Origin of the sequence: Pseudomonas sp. P8_229, assembly GCF_034008635.1 — a bacterium.
GTDB lineage: Bacteria > Pseudomonadota > Gammaproteobacteria > Pseudomonadales > Pseudomonadaceae > Aquipseudomonas.
This window is the reverse complement of record NZ_CP125378.1, coordinates 6,143,825-6,159,401: the sequence shown is the minus strand read 5'-3', so window position 1 is coordinate 6,159,401 and position 15,577 is coordinate 6,143,825. Positions and strand designations below refer to the sequence as shown.

At 61.1% G+C, this 15,577-nt stretch carries 13 protein-coding genes; 1 reads left to right on the top strand and 12 read right to left on the bottom strand.

Annotated elements, in window-relative coordinates:
* Positions 1 to 12: 12 nt before the first annotated feature.
* The 9 genes from QMK55_RS27650 to arnB are packed head-to-tail and all read right to left on the bottom strand — an operon-like array spanning position 13 to position 10,429.
* Positions 13 to 1,611, bottom strand: a complete 1,599-nt coding sequence (locus tag QMK55_RS27650) for an ArnT family glycosyltransferase (RefSeq protein WP_320328242.1) — start codon at positions 1,609 to 1,611, stop codon at positions 13 to 15.
* The gene (locus tag QMK55_RS27645; RefSeq protein ID WP_102355970.1) at positions 1,608 to 2,987 is read right to left on the bottom strand and encodes a UDP-glucose dehydrogenase family protein; all 1,380 of its coding nucleotides are present in this window, start codon (positions 2,985 to 2,987) and stop codon (positions 1,608 to 1,610) included. The genes QMK55_RS27650 and QMK55_RS27645 overlap by 4 nt, the downstream gene beginning before the upstream one ends.
* The gene (gene arnF, locus QMK55_RS27640; protein ID WP_025109806.1) at positions 2,984 to 3,397 is read right to left on the bottom strand and encodes a 4-amino-4-deoxy-L-arabinose-phosphoundecaprenol flippase subunit ArnF; all 414 of its coding nucleotides are present in this window, start codon (positions 3,395 to 3,397) and stop codon (positions 2,984 to 2,986) included. Before arnF ends, QMK55_RS27645 begins: the two co-directional genes overlap by 4 nt.
* Positions 3,394 to 3,738 (bottom strand): 4-amino-4-deoxy-L-arabinose-phosphoundecaprenol flippase subunit ArnE, encoded by a 345-nt coding sequence (arnE, locus tag QMK55_RS27635; RefSeq protein WP_320328241.1) that lies wholly within the window; start codon positions 3,736 to 3,738, stop codon positions 3,394 to 3,396. The genes arnF and arnE overlap by 4 nt, the downstream gene beginning before the upstream one ends.
* Positions 3,735 to 5,384, bottom strand: coding sequence for a lipid IV(A) 4-amino-4-deoxy-L-arabinosyltransferase (gene arnT / locus QMK55_RS27630; protein WP_320328240.1), 1,650 nt, complete (start codon positions 5,382 to 5,384; stop codon positions 3,735 to 3,737). The genes arnE and arnT overlap by 4 nt, the downstream gene beginning before the upstream one ends.
* The gene (arnD, locus tag QMK55_RS27625) at positions 5,381 to 6,265 is read right to left on the bottom strand and encodes a 4-deoxy-4-formamido-L-arabinose-phosphoundecaprenol deformylase (protein ID WP_102355974.1); all 885 of its coding nucleotides are present in this window, start codon (positions 6,263 to 6,265) and stop codon (positions 5,381 to 5,383) included. The genes arnT and arnD overlap by 4 nt, the downstream gene beginning before the upstream one ends.
* Positions 6,265 to 8,256 carry a bifunctional UDP-4-amino-4-deoxy-L-arabinose formyltransferase/UDP-glucuronic acid oxidase ArnA gene (gene arnA / locus QMK55_RS27620; RefSeq protein WP_320328239.1) on the bottom strand — a complete coding sequence of 664 codons (1,992 nt, stop codon included), beginning with the start codon at positions 8,254 to 8,256 and terminating at the stop codon, positions 6,265 to 6,267. Before arnA ends, arnD begins: the two co-directional genes overlap by 1 nt.
* Positions 8,253 to 9,284, bottom strand: a complete 1,032-nt coding sequence (gene arnC / locus QMK55_RS27615; RefSeq protein ID WP_102355975.1) for an undecaprenyl-phosphate 4-deoxy-4-formamido-L-arabinose transferase — start codon at positions 9,282 to 9,284, stop codon at positions 8,253 to 8,255. The genes arnA and arnC overlap by 4 nt, the downstream gene beginning before the upstream one ends.
* The gene (gene arnB / locus QMK55_RS27610; RefSeq protein ID WP_102355976.1) at positions 9,281 to 10,429 is read right to left on the bottom strand and encodes a UDP-4-amino-4-deoxy-L-arabinose aminotransferase; all 1,149 of its coding nucleotides are present in this window, start codon (positions 10,427 to 10,429) and stop codon (positions 9,281 to 9,283) included. The genes arnC and arnB overlap by 4 nt, the downstream gene beginning before the upstream one ends.
* Before the next feature lie 436 nt (positions 10,430 to 10,865).
* On the opposite strand from arnB, the gene xerC reads away from it, so the two are divergent.
* Positions 10,866 to 11,756, top strand: a complete 891-nt coding sequence (gene xerC, locus QMK55_RS27605; RefSeq protein WP_320328238.1) for a tyrosine recombinase XerC — start codon at positions 10,866 to 10,868, stop codon at positions 11,754 to 11,756.
* On the opposite strand, the gene QMK55_RS27600 is transcribed toward xerC, so the two are convergent.
* The 3 genes from QMK55_RS27600 to QMK55_RS27590 are packed head-to-tail and all read right to left on the bottom strand — an operon-like array spanning position 11,757 to position 15,424.
* Entirely contained in the window at positions 11,757 to 12,815 is a 1,059-nt protein-coding gene (locus tag QMK55_RS27600) for an ABC transporter ATP-binding protein (protein WP_102355978.1), read from the bottom strand. It lies immediately after the preceding gene.
* Positions 12,812 to 14,407, bottom strand: a complete 1,596-nt coding sequence (locus QMK55_RS27595) for an iron ABC transporter permease (protein ID WP_320328237.1) — start codon at positions 14,405 to 14,407, stop codon at positions 12,812 to 12,814. Before QMK55_RS27595 ends, QMK55_RS27600 begins: the two co-directional genes overlap by 4 nt.
* 3 nt (positions 14,408 to 14,410) lie before the next feature.
* Positions 14,411 to 15,424 carry an iron ABC transporter substrate-binding protein gene (locus QMK55_RS27590; protein WP_320328236.1) on the bottom strand — a complete coding sequence of 338 codons (1,014 nt, stop codon included), beginning with the start codon at positions 15,422 to 15,424 and terminating at the stop codon, positions 14,411 to 14,413.
* Positions 15,425 to 15,577 lie beyond the last annotated feature (153 nt).

Sequence of the window (15,577 nt, the reverse complement as noted above, 5' to 3'; positions counted from 1 at the left end):
CTTCGACGGCGTCTACAAGGGCTTGACGTACAACAGCACGTAATCGTTCTTGTCGAAGCTTCCCGTCACCACCGGTTGCAGGCCGGCCAGCGCGGTGCCTTGCAGTGTTTGCAGGTCCTTGCTGTCCATCATCAGCCACGCCGGGCCCTTGATGGCTTCGAGTTGCTGCACCGTCTCGGTGAACTGCGGCTGCAGGTCGTGCTCGACGTTGACCATGAACTTGATCGCCTTGGCGTCTTTGCCCATGCCGTGCAGCACCAGCGGTGCCGGATTGGCCTGGACCTGAGCGAACGCAGCGCGACTGAAGGTCTGCGTGTCGTACAGGCGGCGCTCCACCGGCTCGAACACCGCGGCATACACCGTCCACAACGCGAGGACCGAGCACAGCGCCAACACTTCGGCACGCCAGCGCGGGATCAGCAAACGCGACAAGGCGAGCAATTGCAGGGCGCCGAGCACGACCAGTATCAGGGTGAGGCCGTTCAGTTGCTCGGGAAAGCGGCGCTTGGCGACCAGCAGGACCACCATCAACAACCCCGGCGTCAGCAGCCACAGCCCTTGAATCACGCCACGCAGTACCCGGAATACCCGCCCGTGCAGCACCTGGAACGGATACGCTGCGATAATCGCCGCCATTGGCAGCATCGGCAGCAGGTAACGCGCTTTCTTCGCCTGCGGAATCGACAGGCCGACCATCACGATCAAGCCGGCAGCCGCGCAGTATTGAACCAGGCGTAACGCCGGACCACGCTGATGCGGTTTGCTCAGCCAGGTCGCGGCCAACGCCAGGATTGCCAACGGATACGCCAGCGCGTAGTTGCCCATGGAGCTGGTGAAGTAATACAGCGAGCCGCTGACGCCTTCACTGCCATCCATGCGCCCCATGAACTGCATGCGGATCACGTCCTGCAGGAAGGCCTCGCCACCGCTGAGCTTCGCCAGCCACAACAGCAGGCCGACGCACGCGGCGAGCAGAATCGACGCCAGCACACCGAACACGAACAGGCGTTTCCACTCACGGTTGAGCAGGTAGTAACTGCAGAGCATGCCGGTTGGCACCACCAGACCGATCGGCCCGCGAATCCCGAAACCCAGCAACAGCAGGACAAAGATCAGCGGCCAGCGGCGGCGAGAGCCGAAGTGGTCGTGCGCGTAGCCCAGGTAAAACACCGACAGCGCCACGGCCGCCAGCATCAGGTCTTGCGACACCGCGCGCACTTCGGTGATGAAGGTGCTGGTGAGCATCAACAGCGCAATGCTGATCAAGGCCCAACGCTGCGAATGCACCGCCAGCAAGCGGTACATCAATGTCACGATCAGCGCACCGGCAATCGCGCTGGGCAGCCACGCAGTCAGGGTATTGACCGCGCCGAAGGGCAGGGACAACAGCCAGATGAACAGCGTCGAAACCGCTGAATAATCAGCGTACGGCTGGCCGTAGGTGGTCGGGAATACGGTTGGCCCGTGTCTCAACATCTCTTGGGCAAACAGTACGAAGCGTGAATCGAAGCCAATGGGAGCCTGTCCGTAAACCCCGGCGATAAACAACAGCAGTGCCAGCAGCCCTGCGATCAGGGACTGCCGGCGGATGACAGGCGACAACGTGATCAAGCGACGACCGCGTTGTTAGGCCACTGTTGCAGCGGGATCGGCAATTTGCGCGAATCACCCCGGCCGATCGGGAAGTACTTGAAGCCATTGCGCGCCAGACGGTCGGCGTCGTACAGGTTGCGGCCGTCGAAGATCACCGGGTCTTTCAGGCGTTGCTGGATCAGGTCGAAATCCGGCGCCTTGAACTGCTGCCACTCGGTGCAGATGATCAGCGCATCGGAACCTGACAGCACCGATTCCGGGGTGCCCATCAGCATCAGTTTTTCTTCGTTCGGGTACAGATGCTGGGTTTCCTGCATCGCTTCCGGGTCGAACGCGCGCACGCTGGCGCCGGCGGCGAACAACGAGTCGAGCAATACGCGGCTTGGCGCATCGCGCATGTCATCGGTGTTCGGCTTGAACGCCAGGCCCCACAGGGCGAAAGTCTTGCCGCGCAGATCACCCTTGTAGAACGCATTGATGCGATCGAACAGCTTGTGCTTCTGGCGCTCGTTGATCGCCTCGACCGCTTGCAGCAGGTCGCTGGAGCAATGCGCCTGTTCGGCGCTGTGGATCAGGGCGCGCATGTCTTTGGGGAAGCACGAACCGCCATAACCGCAGCCCGGGTAGATGAAGTGATAACCGATGCGGGTGTCGGCGCCGATGCCCTGACGGACCGACTCGATGTCGGCGCCCAGGTGTTCGGCCAGTTCGGCGATCTGGTTGATGAAGCTGATCTTGGTCGCCAGCATGCAGTTGGCGGCGTATTTGGTCAGCTCGGCGCTGCGCAGGTCCATGAACATGATGCGGTCATGGTTGCGGTTGAACGGCGAGTACAGGTCGCGCATCACGTCGCGCACTTCGTCACCTTCGCAGCCGATGACGATGCGATCCGGACGACGGCAGTCGGACACCGCCGAACCTTCCTTGAGGAATTCCGGGTTGGAGACGATATCGAACTGCAGTTGACGGCCAGCCTTGTCCAGCGCGGCCTGAATGTGCGCGCGCAGGGTGTCGCCGGTGCCGACCGGTACGGTGGATTTCTCGACCAGAATCAGCGGCTGCTCACGATGACGCGACACGGCGTCACCCACCGACAGCACGTACTTCAGATCGGCTGAGCCGTCTTCGCTGGACGGCGTACCGACCGCAATGAAGGCGACGCGACCGTGTAGCACTGCGAGTTTTTCATCGGAGGTGAAATGCAGGCGACCGGAGTCCAGGCCTTCGCGTACCAGGCTCGAAAGCCCTGGTTCAAAGATGCTGACGTGACCCTGGCGCAGCAGTTCGACTTTCTTCTGGTCGATGTCCATGCACACGACGTCGTGACCGACTTCGGCCAACACGGCGGCCTGCACCAGACCGACATAACCGCTACCAAATACTGTGATTTTCATGGAGCACTCCTGAATTCGGGCGCACGAGACGGACGAGTGTTAATAGTGATGACCCCGAGCATGACCAGTGCCACGCCCAGTGATTTAGTGAGACTGAATGATTCGTTGAACAGCGGCAGACTGGCCGCCAGCAGATAAACCAGCGCGTAACTGATGCTCAGCAGCGAATAAGCCCGACCCAGCGGCAGATCGCGCAGGGCGGCGAGCCAGCAGAGCATCGACAGCGCGTAAGCCAGAATGGCTACGAACACCACGCCCAGCGCGACAAGATCGACGCTGCCGGCGGTGAGCGCGGACCACCATTGTTCCGGCTGCGGCAGACGCGTCATGCTCCAGCGCATGCCCAACTGGGCACCGCTGACCAGCAGCACGCTGCCCAGAGCGAAAGCGATTCCACGTCCCTGGCTCATGAGTGTTGCCCCAACAGCACCACACCGCCGATCACCAGGGCTACGCCCAGCCAATGGCGGCGGTCGACCGGTTCACGGAAGACAAACCGTGCGATCAGTGTGATCAGTACAAAGTTGAGGCTGAGCATCGGGTAAGCGATGCCCACTTCCAGCCGTTGCAAGACCAGCAGCCAGACCAGCAAGCCGCTGCCCAGCGCCAAAAGTGCCAGCCACAGCCAGGGCGAACGCAATTTGTCCGCCCAGGATGAGTCGACCCCGCGCCAGCTCTCAACCGCGTATTTCTGCGCAACCTGACCCAGGCAGGTCAGCAGGCATGCCGTCAGCAGCAAGATCCAGCTCATGACGGGTCCTTGGGCAGAACCATGATCACCAGATTGCCTTGCTCGTAGCGAGTACCGTCCTTGGGCAGCAGGTCGACTTCGTGCAGCTCGTCATCGCCCTTGACCCGCATGACCACGCCGACCGAACCGGTACGACGGGCATCGCGCATCCAGGCTTGCACCTTGTCGGTGGTGATCCGCTGTTCGGCGCCTTCCGGATAGGACAGGCCGTACTTCAACTCGCCCACGGTGTTGTACAGCGCGACGTTTGGCCGTTGCAGGCGCCAGGCCAGCGCCGACGCAGCGCCCAGGTCATTGCTCAACAAGTGAGTGGTGCCGGACAGCTCGTCCATGTGATGCAGGATGAATTGGTCCGGAGTCTTGTTGGACACCACGGACTTGGGCAGTGCCGCCGGCAGGACACCGATCAGCAACAGGCTGCCCAGCGCTGGCGCCGCCCAGCACTGCAACGGCAGGAACGCTTGCGCCAGGTTGGCGATGATCCAGCCGATCAGTGCAATGAACACCAGCACCAGACTGTGCAGTTCGTGGTCATACACGGGTTTTTTCAGTTGCAGGTAAACCAGCGCAATCAGCAGCACAATGCCCAGCAGCAGATTGAGCAGGCCGTTGATGCTCAAGGCACGGCCCTGTTCAAGGCGCAACCGGTCCGCCAGGGCATTGCCCAGCAGCAACGCCATCGGCAGCAGGCAAGGCAGAATGTAGGTCGGCAATTTGCCGTTGCTCAGGCTGAAAAACAGCAGCGGCATCAGCAGCCACAGCAGCAGGAACGCAATCGCCGGTTGAGCGCGGGTTTGCCAGGCTTGCTTGAGGCTGGTCGGCAACAGACCGACCCACGGCAAGCTGAACGCCACCAGCAACGGCAGATAGAACCACCACGGCGAATCATGCTGGGCATCGTCGCCGGCAAAACGGCGAATGTGTTCATGCCAGAAGAAAAACCGCCAGTAGTCCGGCTCATGGGCGTGAACCGCCAATGCCCACGGCAGGCTGACCGCAATCGCCACGACGATCGCCACCGGCCCGAAGACCAGCAGCTCACGCCAGCGCTTTTGCCAGAGCATCCACGGCAGGGCGATCAGTACCGGCAGCGCCCAGGCGAGAAAGCCCTTGGTCATGAACCCCATGCCACACGCCAGGCCCAGTACCGCCCAACCTGCGAAGCGTTGCCCGCCAGTGCGGCTGTCCAGCGCAAACCACAGCGCGACGAGGCTAAGGTTGACCCAGAAGGTGAATTGCGGATCGAGGTTGGCGTAACCGGCCTGGCCGGCAACGATGGTGAAGCTCATGTAGAGCAGGGCGCAGACAAAGCTTTTGCGTGGGTCGTTCCATAACCGGCGAGCGATCAGGTAACCCAGCAAAACGCTCAAACCGGTGCTCAGCGCCGAGGCGAAACGCACGCCGAACAGGTTCTGTCCGAACAGCTCCTGACCGATGGCGATCATCCAGTAGCCGGCAATCGGTTTTTCGAAGTAACGCAAACCCATGAAGTGTGGCGATACCCAGTCCCCGCTCAGCAGCATGCTCTGGCTGATTTGCGCGTAACGGGTTTCATCGGGAATCCACAAGCCATGGGTGCCCAGCGGCAACAGATAGGCCAGCAGACAAAGTCCGACCAACAGCGGCAGTGCCCAGCGTTTGGTCATGCGCCTTGCACTCCCAGCCAGCCTTCACGGCCTTCAAGTACGCCACGTTGTACGTGGCCCACGGGCAGGGTGTTGAAAAACTCGGGCAACAAGTCGCCCAGCGGTTTGAAGTCAATACTGCGCTGGCGTGCAGCGGCCAGCAATTGACGAAAGTCCTGAGCCATCAGAATCCCTTCTACTTCGGCATGAATGGTGTAGACGTTGAGTGCCTGCTGACGGAACCGGTCGAGGATGAAGGTGTTGAAGTCCTTGGCAGCCACGGTCGGACCGACGACTTCATCGAAGGTCGGCAGGTCCACCGGGATTTGCGGCGCGCCAGGTGTGCCATCAGCCAGCAGCGGACGGAACAGGCTTTGCCCGCGGCAATCGCTGTTGTAGCGAAAGCCGAAGGTTTGCTTGGCCTGGATCACGCGTTCGTCCGCACGCCAACCGGCGGAGGCCGAACACTGGATCTTTTCTCCGAGAATATCGCTGAGGGTGTCGACGCCCCGACGGATCTGTTCGATCAGTTGGGCCTCGCTCCAGCGCCCGGCATTGGCCTGCCAGCCATGGTGATCCCAGGCGTGCAGGCCGACTTCGTGACCAGCGTCCCGGGCCTGACGCATCAGGTGCCCGAGATCACGGCCAATCGGTTTGCCTGGCCAGGCAGTGCCGGCCAGCAGAATGTCCCAGCCGTACAGGCCGGCAGCGTTGGAACGGAGCATTTTCCAGAGGAACTGCGGGCGGATCAGGCGCCACAGATGCCGGCCCATGTTGTCCGGGCCGACACTGAAGAAAAACGTTGCCTTGACCTGAGCCTCGTCGAGCATCTCCAACAGTCGCGGCACACCTTCACGGGTGCCACGGTAGGTGTCGACATCGATACGAAGACCTGCCTGCATTACTTCTTGTCCGCGATTTCGAGCATGGCTTCACGCAGGAAGAAGTCCAGGGTGTTGCCGATGGTCTCGCGCATTTCCACGGTCGGCTCCCAGTTCAGCAGGCGCTTGGCGTTGGCAATGCTTGGCTTGCGGTGTTCCACGTCCTGGTAGCCGGCACCGTAGAACGCCTTGCTTTCCACGTCGCGGAAACCGGCGAATGGAGGGAAGTTGTGACGCAGCGGGTGCGCTTCGAACTGACGCAGCAGCTCTTCGCCCAACTGACGGATGCTGGCTTCGTTGTCCGGGTTGCCGATGTTGATGATCTGGCCGTTGCAGACATCGTTGTCGTTATCGATGATGCGTGCCAGCGCCTCGACGCCGTCAGCGATGTCGGTGAAGCAGCGCTTCTGCTCGCCGCCGTCGAACAGACGGATTGGCGTGCCTTCGACCAGGTTGAGGATCAACTGGGTGATGGCGCGGGAGCTGCCGATACGGGCCGAATCCAGACGGTCCAGACGCGGGCCCATCCAGTTGAACGGACGGAACAGGGTGAAGTTCAGGCCTTTGGCGCCGTAAGCCCAGATTACGCGGTCGAGCAGTTGCTTGGAGACCGAGTAGATCCAGCGCTGCTTGTTGATCGGACCGACGATCAGGTTCGAGCTGTCTTCGTCGAAGTTCTTGTCCTGGCACATGCCATAGACTTCCGAAGTCGACGGGAAGATCACGCGCTTGTTGTACTTGACGCAGTAGCGAACCAGTTTCAGGTTCTCTTCGAAGTCGAGTTCGAATACGCGCAGCGGGTTGCGGGTGTATTCGATCGGGGTGGCGATGGCCACCAGCGGCAAGACCACGTCGCACTTCTTGATGTGGTACTCGATCCACTCGGAGTGAATGCTGATGTCGCCTTCGACGAAGTGGAAGTTCGGGTGGCTGCGCAGACGCTCGATGGCGTCGGAGCCGATGTCCAGACCGTAGACTTCGTAGCGGTCGTCACGCAGCAGGCGCTCGGACAGGTGGTTACCGATGAAGCCGTTGACACCGAGGATCAGCACGCGAGTACGGCGTGGTGCACGACCGGATTCGGCACCGCGCAGCAGCGAGCCGTCAACCAGACCCAGTTCGTTGGCCAGTTGCGGGCCGCTCAGGTACAGACCGTTGTCGTTGCGCTGACCGGCGTTGATCACCAGCGAGTCTTGACCACAAGCGATGCGCAGCGGATCGACGCTGATCACGCGGCCAGGTGCCTGACCTTCGTTGCCCTTGACGACTTCGGCGCTCCAGACGATCAGCTTGTGCTCGCCCACGGCGCAGAAGGCACCCGGGTATGGACGGGTGACGGCGCGAACCAGGTTGAACAGTTCTTCGGCCGGTTTGGCCCAGACCAGTTTGCCGTCCGCCGGGGTACGACGGCCAAATACGGTGGCCTTGGATTCGTCCTGCGGGGTTTCGGTGATCTTGCCTTGCAGCATGTTCGGCAGGGTGTCGCGCAGCAGGTCGCTGGCGGCCGTGCGCAGTTTGGCGTGCAGGGTCAGGCCGGTGTCGCTGCGCTCGATGGCAACGCGCTGCTGGGCAACGATGGCGCCGGCATCAGCGCGCTTGACCATGCGGTGCAGGGTCACGCCGGTTTCGGTTTCGCCGTTGACCAGCACCCAGTTCGCCGGAGCGCGGCCGCGGTAGCGTGGCAGCAGCGAACCGTGCAGGTTGAACGCGCCTTTTTTGGCCAGGGCCAGCAGTGGCTCGCTCAGCAGGTTGCGGTAGTAGAAGGAGAAGATGTACTCCGGGTCCAGCTTGGCGATGCGCTCGATCCACAGTGGGTGGTTGGCGTCTTCCGGTGCGTGCACCGGGATGCCTTTGGTGGCGCACAGTTGCGCAACCGACGCATAGAAAGCGTTTTCTTTCGGATCATCGGCGTGAGTGAACACTGCTGCAATGTCATAGCCGCTGTTGAGCAGGGCTTCAATGCCGGCGCAGCCAATATCGTGGTAGGCGAAGACAACAGTTTTTGCACTCATGAGAGAACCTGATCGGAAGTGGAAGAAGTAGTGGTAGAAGAAAGACCATCAACGGTGACGGCAGGGGCCGGGGCGGCCGGCTGGCTGCGCAACACCTTTTCAATGAAGAAACGCGGACGGGCGCGCACATCGCTGTACATGCGGCCCAGGTATTCACCCAGAAGCCCCATGCCGATGAATTGACCACCGGTAAACACGAACAGCACGGCGAACAGCACGAAGGTGCCGTCGCCGGCCCAACCGGCACCGAACGCCAGACGCAGAATGATCAGCGCGACCGCGAACAGCACACCCAGGCCAGCCATGGCGAAGCCGACGATGCTCAGCAGACGCAACGGGGTTGTGGTCATGCAGGTGACCAGATCGAACATCAGGTTGATCAGGCGCATCGGGCTGTATTTCGAATCGCCGTGTTCACGCTCGGCGTGGGCCACGACGATTTCGGTGGTGTGGCGGGCGAAGCTGTTGGCCAGGATCGGGATGAACGTGCTGCGTTCGCGGCAGGCGAGCATCGCATCGATGATGGTGCGGCGGTAGGCGCGCAGCATGCAGCCGTAGTCGCTCATGGCCACGCCGGTGGAGCGTTGCACGGCAAGGTTGATCAGCTTCGACGGGTAGCGGCGCAGGGCCGAATCCTGACGGTTGCCACGCACGGTGCCGACCACGTCGTAACCTTTTTCGGCCTCGGCCACCAGCCGTGGAATTTCTTCCGGCGGGTTCTGCAGGTCGGCGTCGAGGGTGATCACCACATCGCCTTTGCACTGTTCGAAACCGGCCATGATCGCGGCGTGCTGACCATAGTTGCGGTTGAGGATCACCGCCACGAACGGGCTGTTTTCACGGCCGGCGGCTTCTTCAAGCATGTTCGCCGATTCGTCGCGGCTGCCGTCATCGACCAGCACGATTTCGAAATCGTGATTCAGCTGACGGCAGGCCGCTTCGGTACGACGCAGCAGTTCCGGCAGGCTTTCCTGTTCGTTGTAGACCGGGATAACGATCGACACGCTACGGATTGGATAAGGTTTCACAGGCGTTTTTCCATGATTTGTTCGATGGCACCGACCACGCGGTCAAGGTCTTGACCGGTCATGTCGGGGAACAGCGGAATCGAGCATAACCGCGCCGAGTTCCATTCGGTATTGGGCAGATACAGGTCGGGGTCACGCTGGCGATACCAGGTGTGCAGGTGGGTAGCAATGAAATGGATACCGGTGCCGATGCCCTGATCCTGCAAAGCCTTCATGAAGGCTTCGCGGTCCATGCCGCAGCGTTCGCTGTCGATGCGCAGGATGAACAGGTGCCAGGCGTGTTGCTGGGCATAGGCGGGCAGGGCCAGCGGTTGCACCGGCAGGCCTTCGAACCTTTGCAGATAGGTCGTGGCCAGTTCGGTGCGACGGGCGTTGATTTCGTCCAGACGTTGCAGTTGCACCAGGGCAATCGCGGCATTGATGTCGGACAGGTTGTACTTGAAACCCGGCTCCATCACTTGTGCCTGCGGCTTGCGGCCACCGGTCAGGCGGTCATAGGCGTCGACGCCCAGACCGTGGAATTTGAGCATGCGCACACGGCTGGCGAGGGCTTCGTCGTCGGTGACGAACATCGCGCCTTCGGCACAGGTCATGTTCTTGATCGCATGGAAGGAAAAAATCGCCGTGCCTTGCGAACCGACGTGACGCCCCTTGTAGCGGGTGCCAGCGGCGTGGGCAGCGTCTTCGATGACCGGGATCCCGTGCTTGTCAGCCAGGGCATACAGCGGATCGAGGTCGAACGCGGCGCCGGCGTAGTGCACCGGGATGATCGCCTTGGTACGCGCAGTGATGGCCGCTTCGATGCGCGAAGCGTCGGTCATCAGCGTATCGCGGTCGACATCGACGAACACCGGTTTGGCGCCGAGCAGGGAAATCATGTTGGCGGTCGAGACCCAGGTCTGCGACGGAGTGATGACTTCATCACCCGGGCCGATGCCCAACGCCAGCAGGGTGATGTGCATCCCGCCGGTGGCCGAGGACAGAGCCACGGCATGCTTGCAGCCCACGTATTGGGCGAATTGCTCTTCGAGTGCCTGATTTTTTGGCCCGGTCGTGATCCAGCCTGAGCGTAAAACCTGCTCGACAGCTGCAATTTCTTCTTCGCCTATACTCGGGCGGGAGAAGGGGAGAAACGCCTGACTCATGGGCACCTCGTTACGGATAATGATGGACAGATCCTTCTGATTTTCATCGGATCCAATTCCAGAGTAGACGCAAAAAAAGGTTTTGCATCAAGCGTTTGCCTAAAAGACAGGACGTCGGGAGCTGGTTGACTTTTCAGGCGTTGCCCGGCAGGTTGGGCGATATCGGCTGAGGATCGGTCGGGCCCAAGGTTATTCCCGATTTTGTGAAAGGAATATGAAAAACCGGTCGGTGAATCATTTATCTCCCCTTCATACAGCCACTGTTCAGGCTTGCAGCGCTTATCGCGGCGCTTTTTTGCAAAGTCCGACAGAGTCACACGTGTTTTATATTAAGTAGATTGCAGTTGTTAGTTGTTGTGTTGAACAGTTTTTAATCAAGGCCTTTCGTTTGATTGACTTACCCGCTTTACCTGCCGTTACCCCGAAAACCAACCCTATGTCCCTGTATCTGGCGCGTTTGGCACCTTCCAGCCAACTCACCATGCGTTACGTTTTACAAGACGCTGCCGACCGTTTGGGCTTCGAAGACATGAATGTCGAAGAGATCCCGTGGCACGCCTTGCAACCGGAAGATGTCGTGGCCTTAGTCGCGGCTTTGCGCGAAGACAACTACGCGCCCAATACCTCATCACTCTATGTAAACGCCGTGCGTGGGGTTATGAATGAGGCGTGGCGCATGAGCCTGATCAGTCAGGAACACCTGCTGAAAATGCGCTCCGTAAAAGGCATCGCCGGCACCCGGTTGTCGCAGGGTCGCAATCTCAAACGCACGTTGATTCACGAGTTGATGGAGGTCTGCGCCGCTGATCCGCGCCCGCAGGGCTTGCGCGACGCCGCAGTGATTGCGCTGCTGTACGGCACCGGCATGCGCAAGTCGGAGTCAGTGGATCTGGACCTGAATCAGGTCGATTTCAGCGAGCGCAGCCTGTGCGTGACCGCCAAGGGCAACAAGCAGTTGATCAAGTACGCCCCGGCCTGGGCCTTCGCCAAACTCGATGCCTGGCTTGAGTTGCGTCGTTCGCAGCTCAAGGAAGGCGAGAGCGATGATGCCTTCCTGTTCAACCGTATTCGCCGTGGCAGCCACATCACCCGCGAGCGCATCACCAAGCATGCGATCTACTACATCGCCCGCCAGCGCGGCACACAGGTCGGGGTGAAGATCATGCCTCACGACTTCCGCCGCTCGTTCATCACCCGGGTGATCGAGGAGCACGATCTGTCGATCGCGCAGAAACTCGCGCACCACAGCAACATCCAGACGACGGCCAATTACGACGTCCGTGATGACAACGAACGCCGGCGGGCGGTGGACCGTTTCGACCTCTGATCAGCGCATGTCAAAAACGTGCGCGGCACCGAGAATCGACAACTGCACGGCGCTACCGGCTGGTGGCGCATGCATGCCGGTGCTGCGCACCAACAGCGAGCGCCCGGCATCCTGTGCAGTCTGCGGGCGCAGTTCGACGGTCAGGGTGCAGGTATTGCCACCAAAATCCCGCTCGGTCACGACCGCATGGCAGCCTTGGGTGTCGGCAGGCGCATCGGTTATTTGCAGTTGCTCGGGCCGCAGCATGATCTGCGCGCTGCCGGCAAAACCGTTGGTGTTGACGGCCACACGCCCGAGATCGCAATGCGCCCAGCCGGACTCGATCCGCGCTGGCATGACCACGGCTTCACCGAGGAAATGCGCCGTCTGTTCATCGCTCGGATAACGATAAAGGTCCATCGGGTGCCCGGACTGCACCAGCCGGCCGCCGCGCATCACCGCCAACTGGTCGGCAAACGACAGCGCTTCGCTTTGGTCATGGGTGACCAGAATGGTGGTCACCCCGGCGTTCTCCAGCAGCCGCGCAACCATTTTGCGCATGGCCCCGCGCAAACCGGTGTCGAGCGCTGAAAACGGCTCGTCGAGCAGCATCAGACGAGGTTGTTGCGCCAGAGCCCGCGCCAGCGAGACACGTTGCTGCTGGCCGCCGGACAACTCGTGAGGCCAACGCGTCGCCATGTTGGCGTCCAGCGCTACGCTGTCCATCAACTCAAGGATGCGCTGGTTTCTCGCGGTGCCGTTTTGCGTCAGGCCGAAGCCGATGTTGGCGGCGACGGTCATGTGCGGAAACAGCGCGCCATCCTGCGGCACATAGCCGATCTGGCGTTGATAGGCCGGCACCGCGTGGCTGCTGTCGACCAGCACTTCGCCGTTGAGCGACAGGCTGCCGGCATCGGGGAATTCGAACCCGGCAATCATTCGCAACAAGGTGGTTTTACCGGAGCCCGACGGCCCGACGATGACCGTGCGGCTGCCCGACGGCACCGACAGGCAGATGTCATCCAGAGCAGTCTGGGCACCGAAGGCTTTGCTGAGTGAGGTGATTTCGAGAGCGTTCATCGGCCAGCCGTACGTCTTGATTGGTGATAGAGAATGGCCGTCAACGGCAGCGAGAGCACGATCATCAGCAGGGCGTAAGGCGCTGCGGCGGCGTAGTCGATTTCGCTGGTCATGGCCCAGAAACCGGTGGCCAGGGTGCGCGTGCCGTTAGGCGCGAGCAACAGGGTGGCGGTCAATTCATTGGTGATCGCCAGAAACACCAGTGCTGCACCGGCAGCCGCACCCGGCGCAGCCAGGCGCAGGGTGATCAGCCACAGGGCGCGCACGGGTGAGCGGCCGAGGCTTTGCGCGATGTTTTCCAGCTCTACCGGCGCTTGCGCGAAACCGGCGCGCAAGCTGACCAGCGCGCGTGGCAGAAACATCAGTAGGTATGCCAGCAGCACGGTGATGGTGGTCTGGTAGATCGGGCGGGCGAAGTGAATGGTGACCGTCACCAAAGCCAGCGCCACAACAATGCCGGGCAGCGAACTGGTGATGTAATTGCAGCCTTCGAGCAAGCGCTGCAATCGGCCGGGAGCACGGATCGACAGCCAGGCAATGGGGATCGCCGCCACAGTGGTCAACAGCGCCCCCGCGACACCCAATGCAAGCGTCTGCAGCAAGGCCGGCAGCCACTCGCCACCTTCCCAGACCTCTACGCCACCGGCCATCAACCAGCGGCCCAGCGTCAGCAGCGGCACGCCGAGGGCCAGCAGGCAGGTGACGATTTGCAGGCCGAGGCCGAGGACGATCGCACCGCGACTCAAGCGCACCGTGCGCTGTTCACGGGCGCTGCCCGAGCCAACCCGGGCGTAGCGCGCCTGGCCACGCGCAGTAGACTCGGCGCTTAGCATGGCCAGGCAGCAGAGCGCTAACACCCCGGCGAGCATGTTCGCGGCCGGGCCGTTAAAGGTCGATTTGAACTGATCGAAGATCGCCGTGGTGAACGTGTCGAAACGGATCATCGCGTACAGGCCGTATTCGGCCAGTAAATGCAGACCGACCAACAGTGCGCCCCCACAAATCGCCAGCCGCAACTGCGGCAAGACCACGCGCAAGAACACCGCCCGGGGTTTGAGCCCGAGAGATTCGGCAACGTCTTCAATGGCTGGATCGAGACGACGCAACGTCGCGGCCACCGGCAGATAAAGAAACGGAAAGTACGCAATCACCGACACCAGCACACCAGCCGGCAATCCGTGAATCGAGGGCACCAGGCTGACCCACGCATAACTGTGGACGAACGCCGGGACCGCCAGCGGCGCAACCGCGAGCAACGACCAGAGGCGGCGCCCGGGCAGATTGCTGCGTTCGGTCAACCAGGCCAGTGCCGTGCCGAGCACGACGCAGATAGGCAGGGTGATCAGCACCAGCAAAACGGTGTTGATCAATAATTCGGCCACGCGTGGGCGGAACACCATGGCTTCGATAGTCGCCCAGCCGGTATACCACGACACGCCGATCACGAACCCGATCGGCAGCAGCGACAGCAAGGAAACGATAATCGCCAGAACGACCACCCACGATCCCCCGCGACCATTGAGGGCGCGGGTGGCACGTGAGCGCTGGGCGGGGGAGGCCGAAACCACCCCCGCCGGCAGGGTTTCAGGCATCACTTAGAGCAGTCCGGCCTGAGTCATCAGCTCGACGGCTTTCTTGCTGTCGAGTTTCGAGGCATCGACCTTTGGCGCATCGAGGTCTTTGAGTGGTACCAGTTTCGGGTTGGACTGGGCGCCCTTGCCAACCGCGTACTCAAACGAATTGCCGGTGTGCAGGACTTCCTGGCCCTGTTTGCCGGTGATGTATTTGACGAACTGCTGGGCTTCGTCCTGATGCTTGCTGGAAGCCAGTACGCCAGCGCCGGAAATGCTCACGAACGCACCCGGGTCCTGATGTTTGAAGTAGTGCAGTTTGGTGTTCTTGCTGTTTTCGCCGGTCTTGGACTGATCGACGAAGCTGTAATAGTGGTAGATCACGCCGCTGTCGATCTGGCCGGCATTCACCGCTTTGAGCACGGCGCTGTTGCCGCGATAGATCGTCGCGTTGGTTTTCATGCCTTTGAGCCAGTCCAGCGTGGCAGCTTCGCCTTTCTGCTCAAGCACGGCGGCAACGATCGCCTGGAAGTCGGCACCGGCAGGCGAGGCGGCCCAGCGACCTTTCCAGTCAGGTTTGGCCAGGTCGAGCAGGGATTTTGGCAAGTCTTTCTCGGCCAGCTTGGCCGGGTTGTAGACGAACACCGTCGAGCGGGCAGCGATGCCGACCCATTGGCCGTGAGCCGGGCGGTAAGCCGAATCCACCTGCTCAAGCGTTGTCGGTGCTACCGGGGCGAACAGCCTGGCGTTATCGACCAGCACCATGGCCGGAGAGTTTTCCGTGAGGAACACGTCAGCCGGCGAGGCCGAACCTTCCTGAACGAGTTGGTTGCCCATCTCGGTGTCGTCGCCATTGCGAATCGTGACCGGGATGCCGGTTTCCTGGGTGAAACCGTCAACCCAGGCTTTGGTCAGGCTTTCGTGTTGCGCGTTGTAGACCACGATACCAACGGCGTCAGCAGCCACTGCGTGGCCGGCAACGAGCAGGGCGGTCGTCAGCAGAGCGGGTTTGAAGAACGATGCAATACGTGGGTGCATGACCGGTGAGCTCCTGTTTATAAGACGTTATAGGCAAGCCTTCGCAGCGTGATGCAATGCGAATGATTTGCAAGTGTTAAGTCGCAGGGCAATTTAGGGGGGCAAATGAGAAAAAAACGTCAAACAAACCGTTAATACTTGTCATTGTCATTC

What these genes read in the sequence shown, in the direction of transcription:
- QMK55_RS27645 (WP_102355970.1), bottom strand. Translation starts at nt 2,987, where the DNA reads ATGAAAATCACAGTATTTGGTAGCGGTTATGTCGGTCTGGTGCAGGCC.
- arnF (WP_025109806.1), bottom strand. Translation starts at nt 3,397, where the DNA reads ATGAGCCAGGGACGTGGAATCGCTTTCGCTCTGGGCAGCGTGCTGCTG.
- arnE (WP_320328241.1), bottom strand. Translation starts at nt 3,738, where the DNA reads ATGAGCTGGATCTTGCTGCTGACGGCATGCCTGCTGACCTGCCTGGGT.
- arnT (WP_320328240.1), bottom strand. Translation starts at nt 5,384, where the DNA reads ATGACCAAACGCTGGGCACTGCCGCTGTTGGTCGGACTTTGTCTGCTG.
- arnD (WP_102355974.1), bottom strand. Translation starts at nt 6,265, where the DNA reads ATGCAGGCAGGTCTTCGTATCGATGTCGACACCTACCGTGGCACCCGT.
- arnA (WP_320328239.1), bottom strand. Translation starts at nt 8,256, where the DNA reads ATGAGTGCAAAAACTGTTGTCTTCGCCTACCACGATATTGGCTGCGCC.
- arnB (WP_102355976.1), bottom strand. Translation starts at nt 10,429, where the DNA reads ATGAGTCAGGCGTTTCTCCCCTTCTCCCGCCCGAGTATAGGCGAAGAA.
- xerC (WP_320328238.1), top strand. Translation starts at nt 10,866, where the DNA reads ATGTCCCTGTATCTGGCGCGTTTGGCACCTTCCAGCCAACTCACCATG.
- QMK55_RS27600 (WP_102355978.1), bottom strand. Translation starts at nt 12,815, where the DNA reads ATGAACGCTCTCGAAATCACCTCACTCAGCAAAGCCTTCGGTGCCCAG.
- QMK55_RS27595 (WP_320328237.1), bottom strand. Translation starts at nt 14,407, where the DNA reads ATGCCTGAAACCCTGCCGGCGGGGGTGGTTTCGGCCTCCCCCGCCCAG.
- QMK55_RS27590 (WP_320328236.1), bottom strand. Translation starts at nt 15,424, where the DNA reads ATGCACCCACGTATTGCATCGTTCTTCAAACCCGCTCTGCTGACGACC.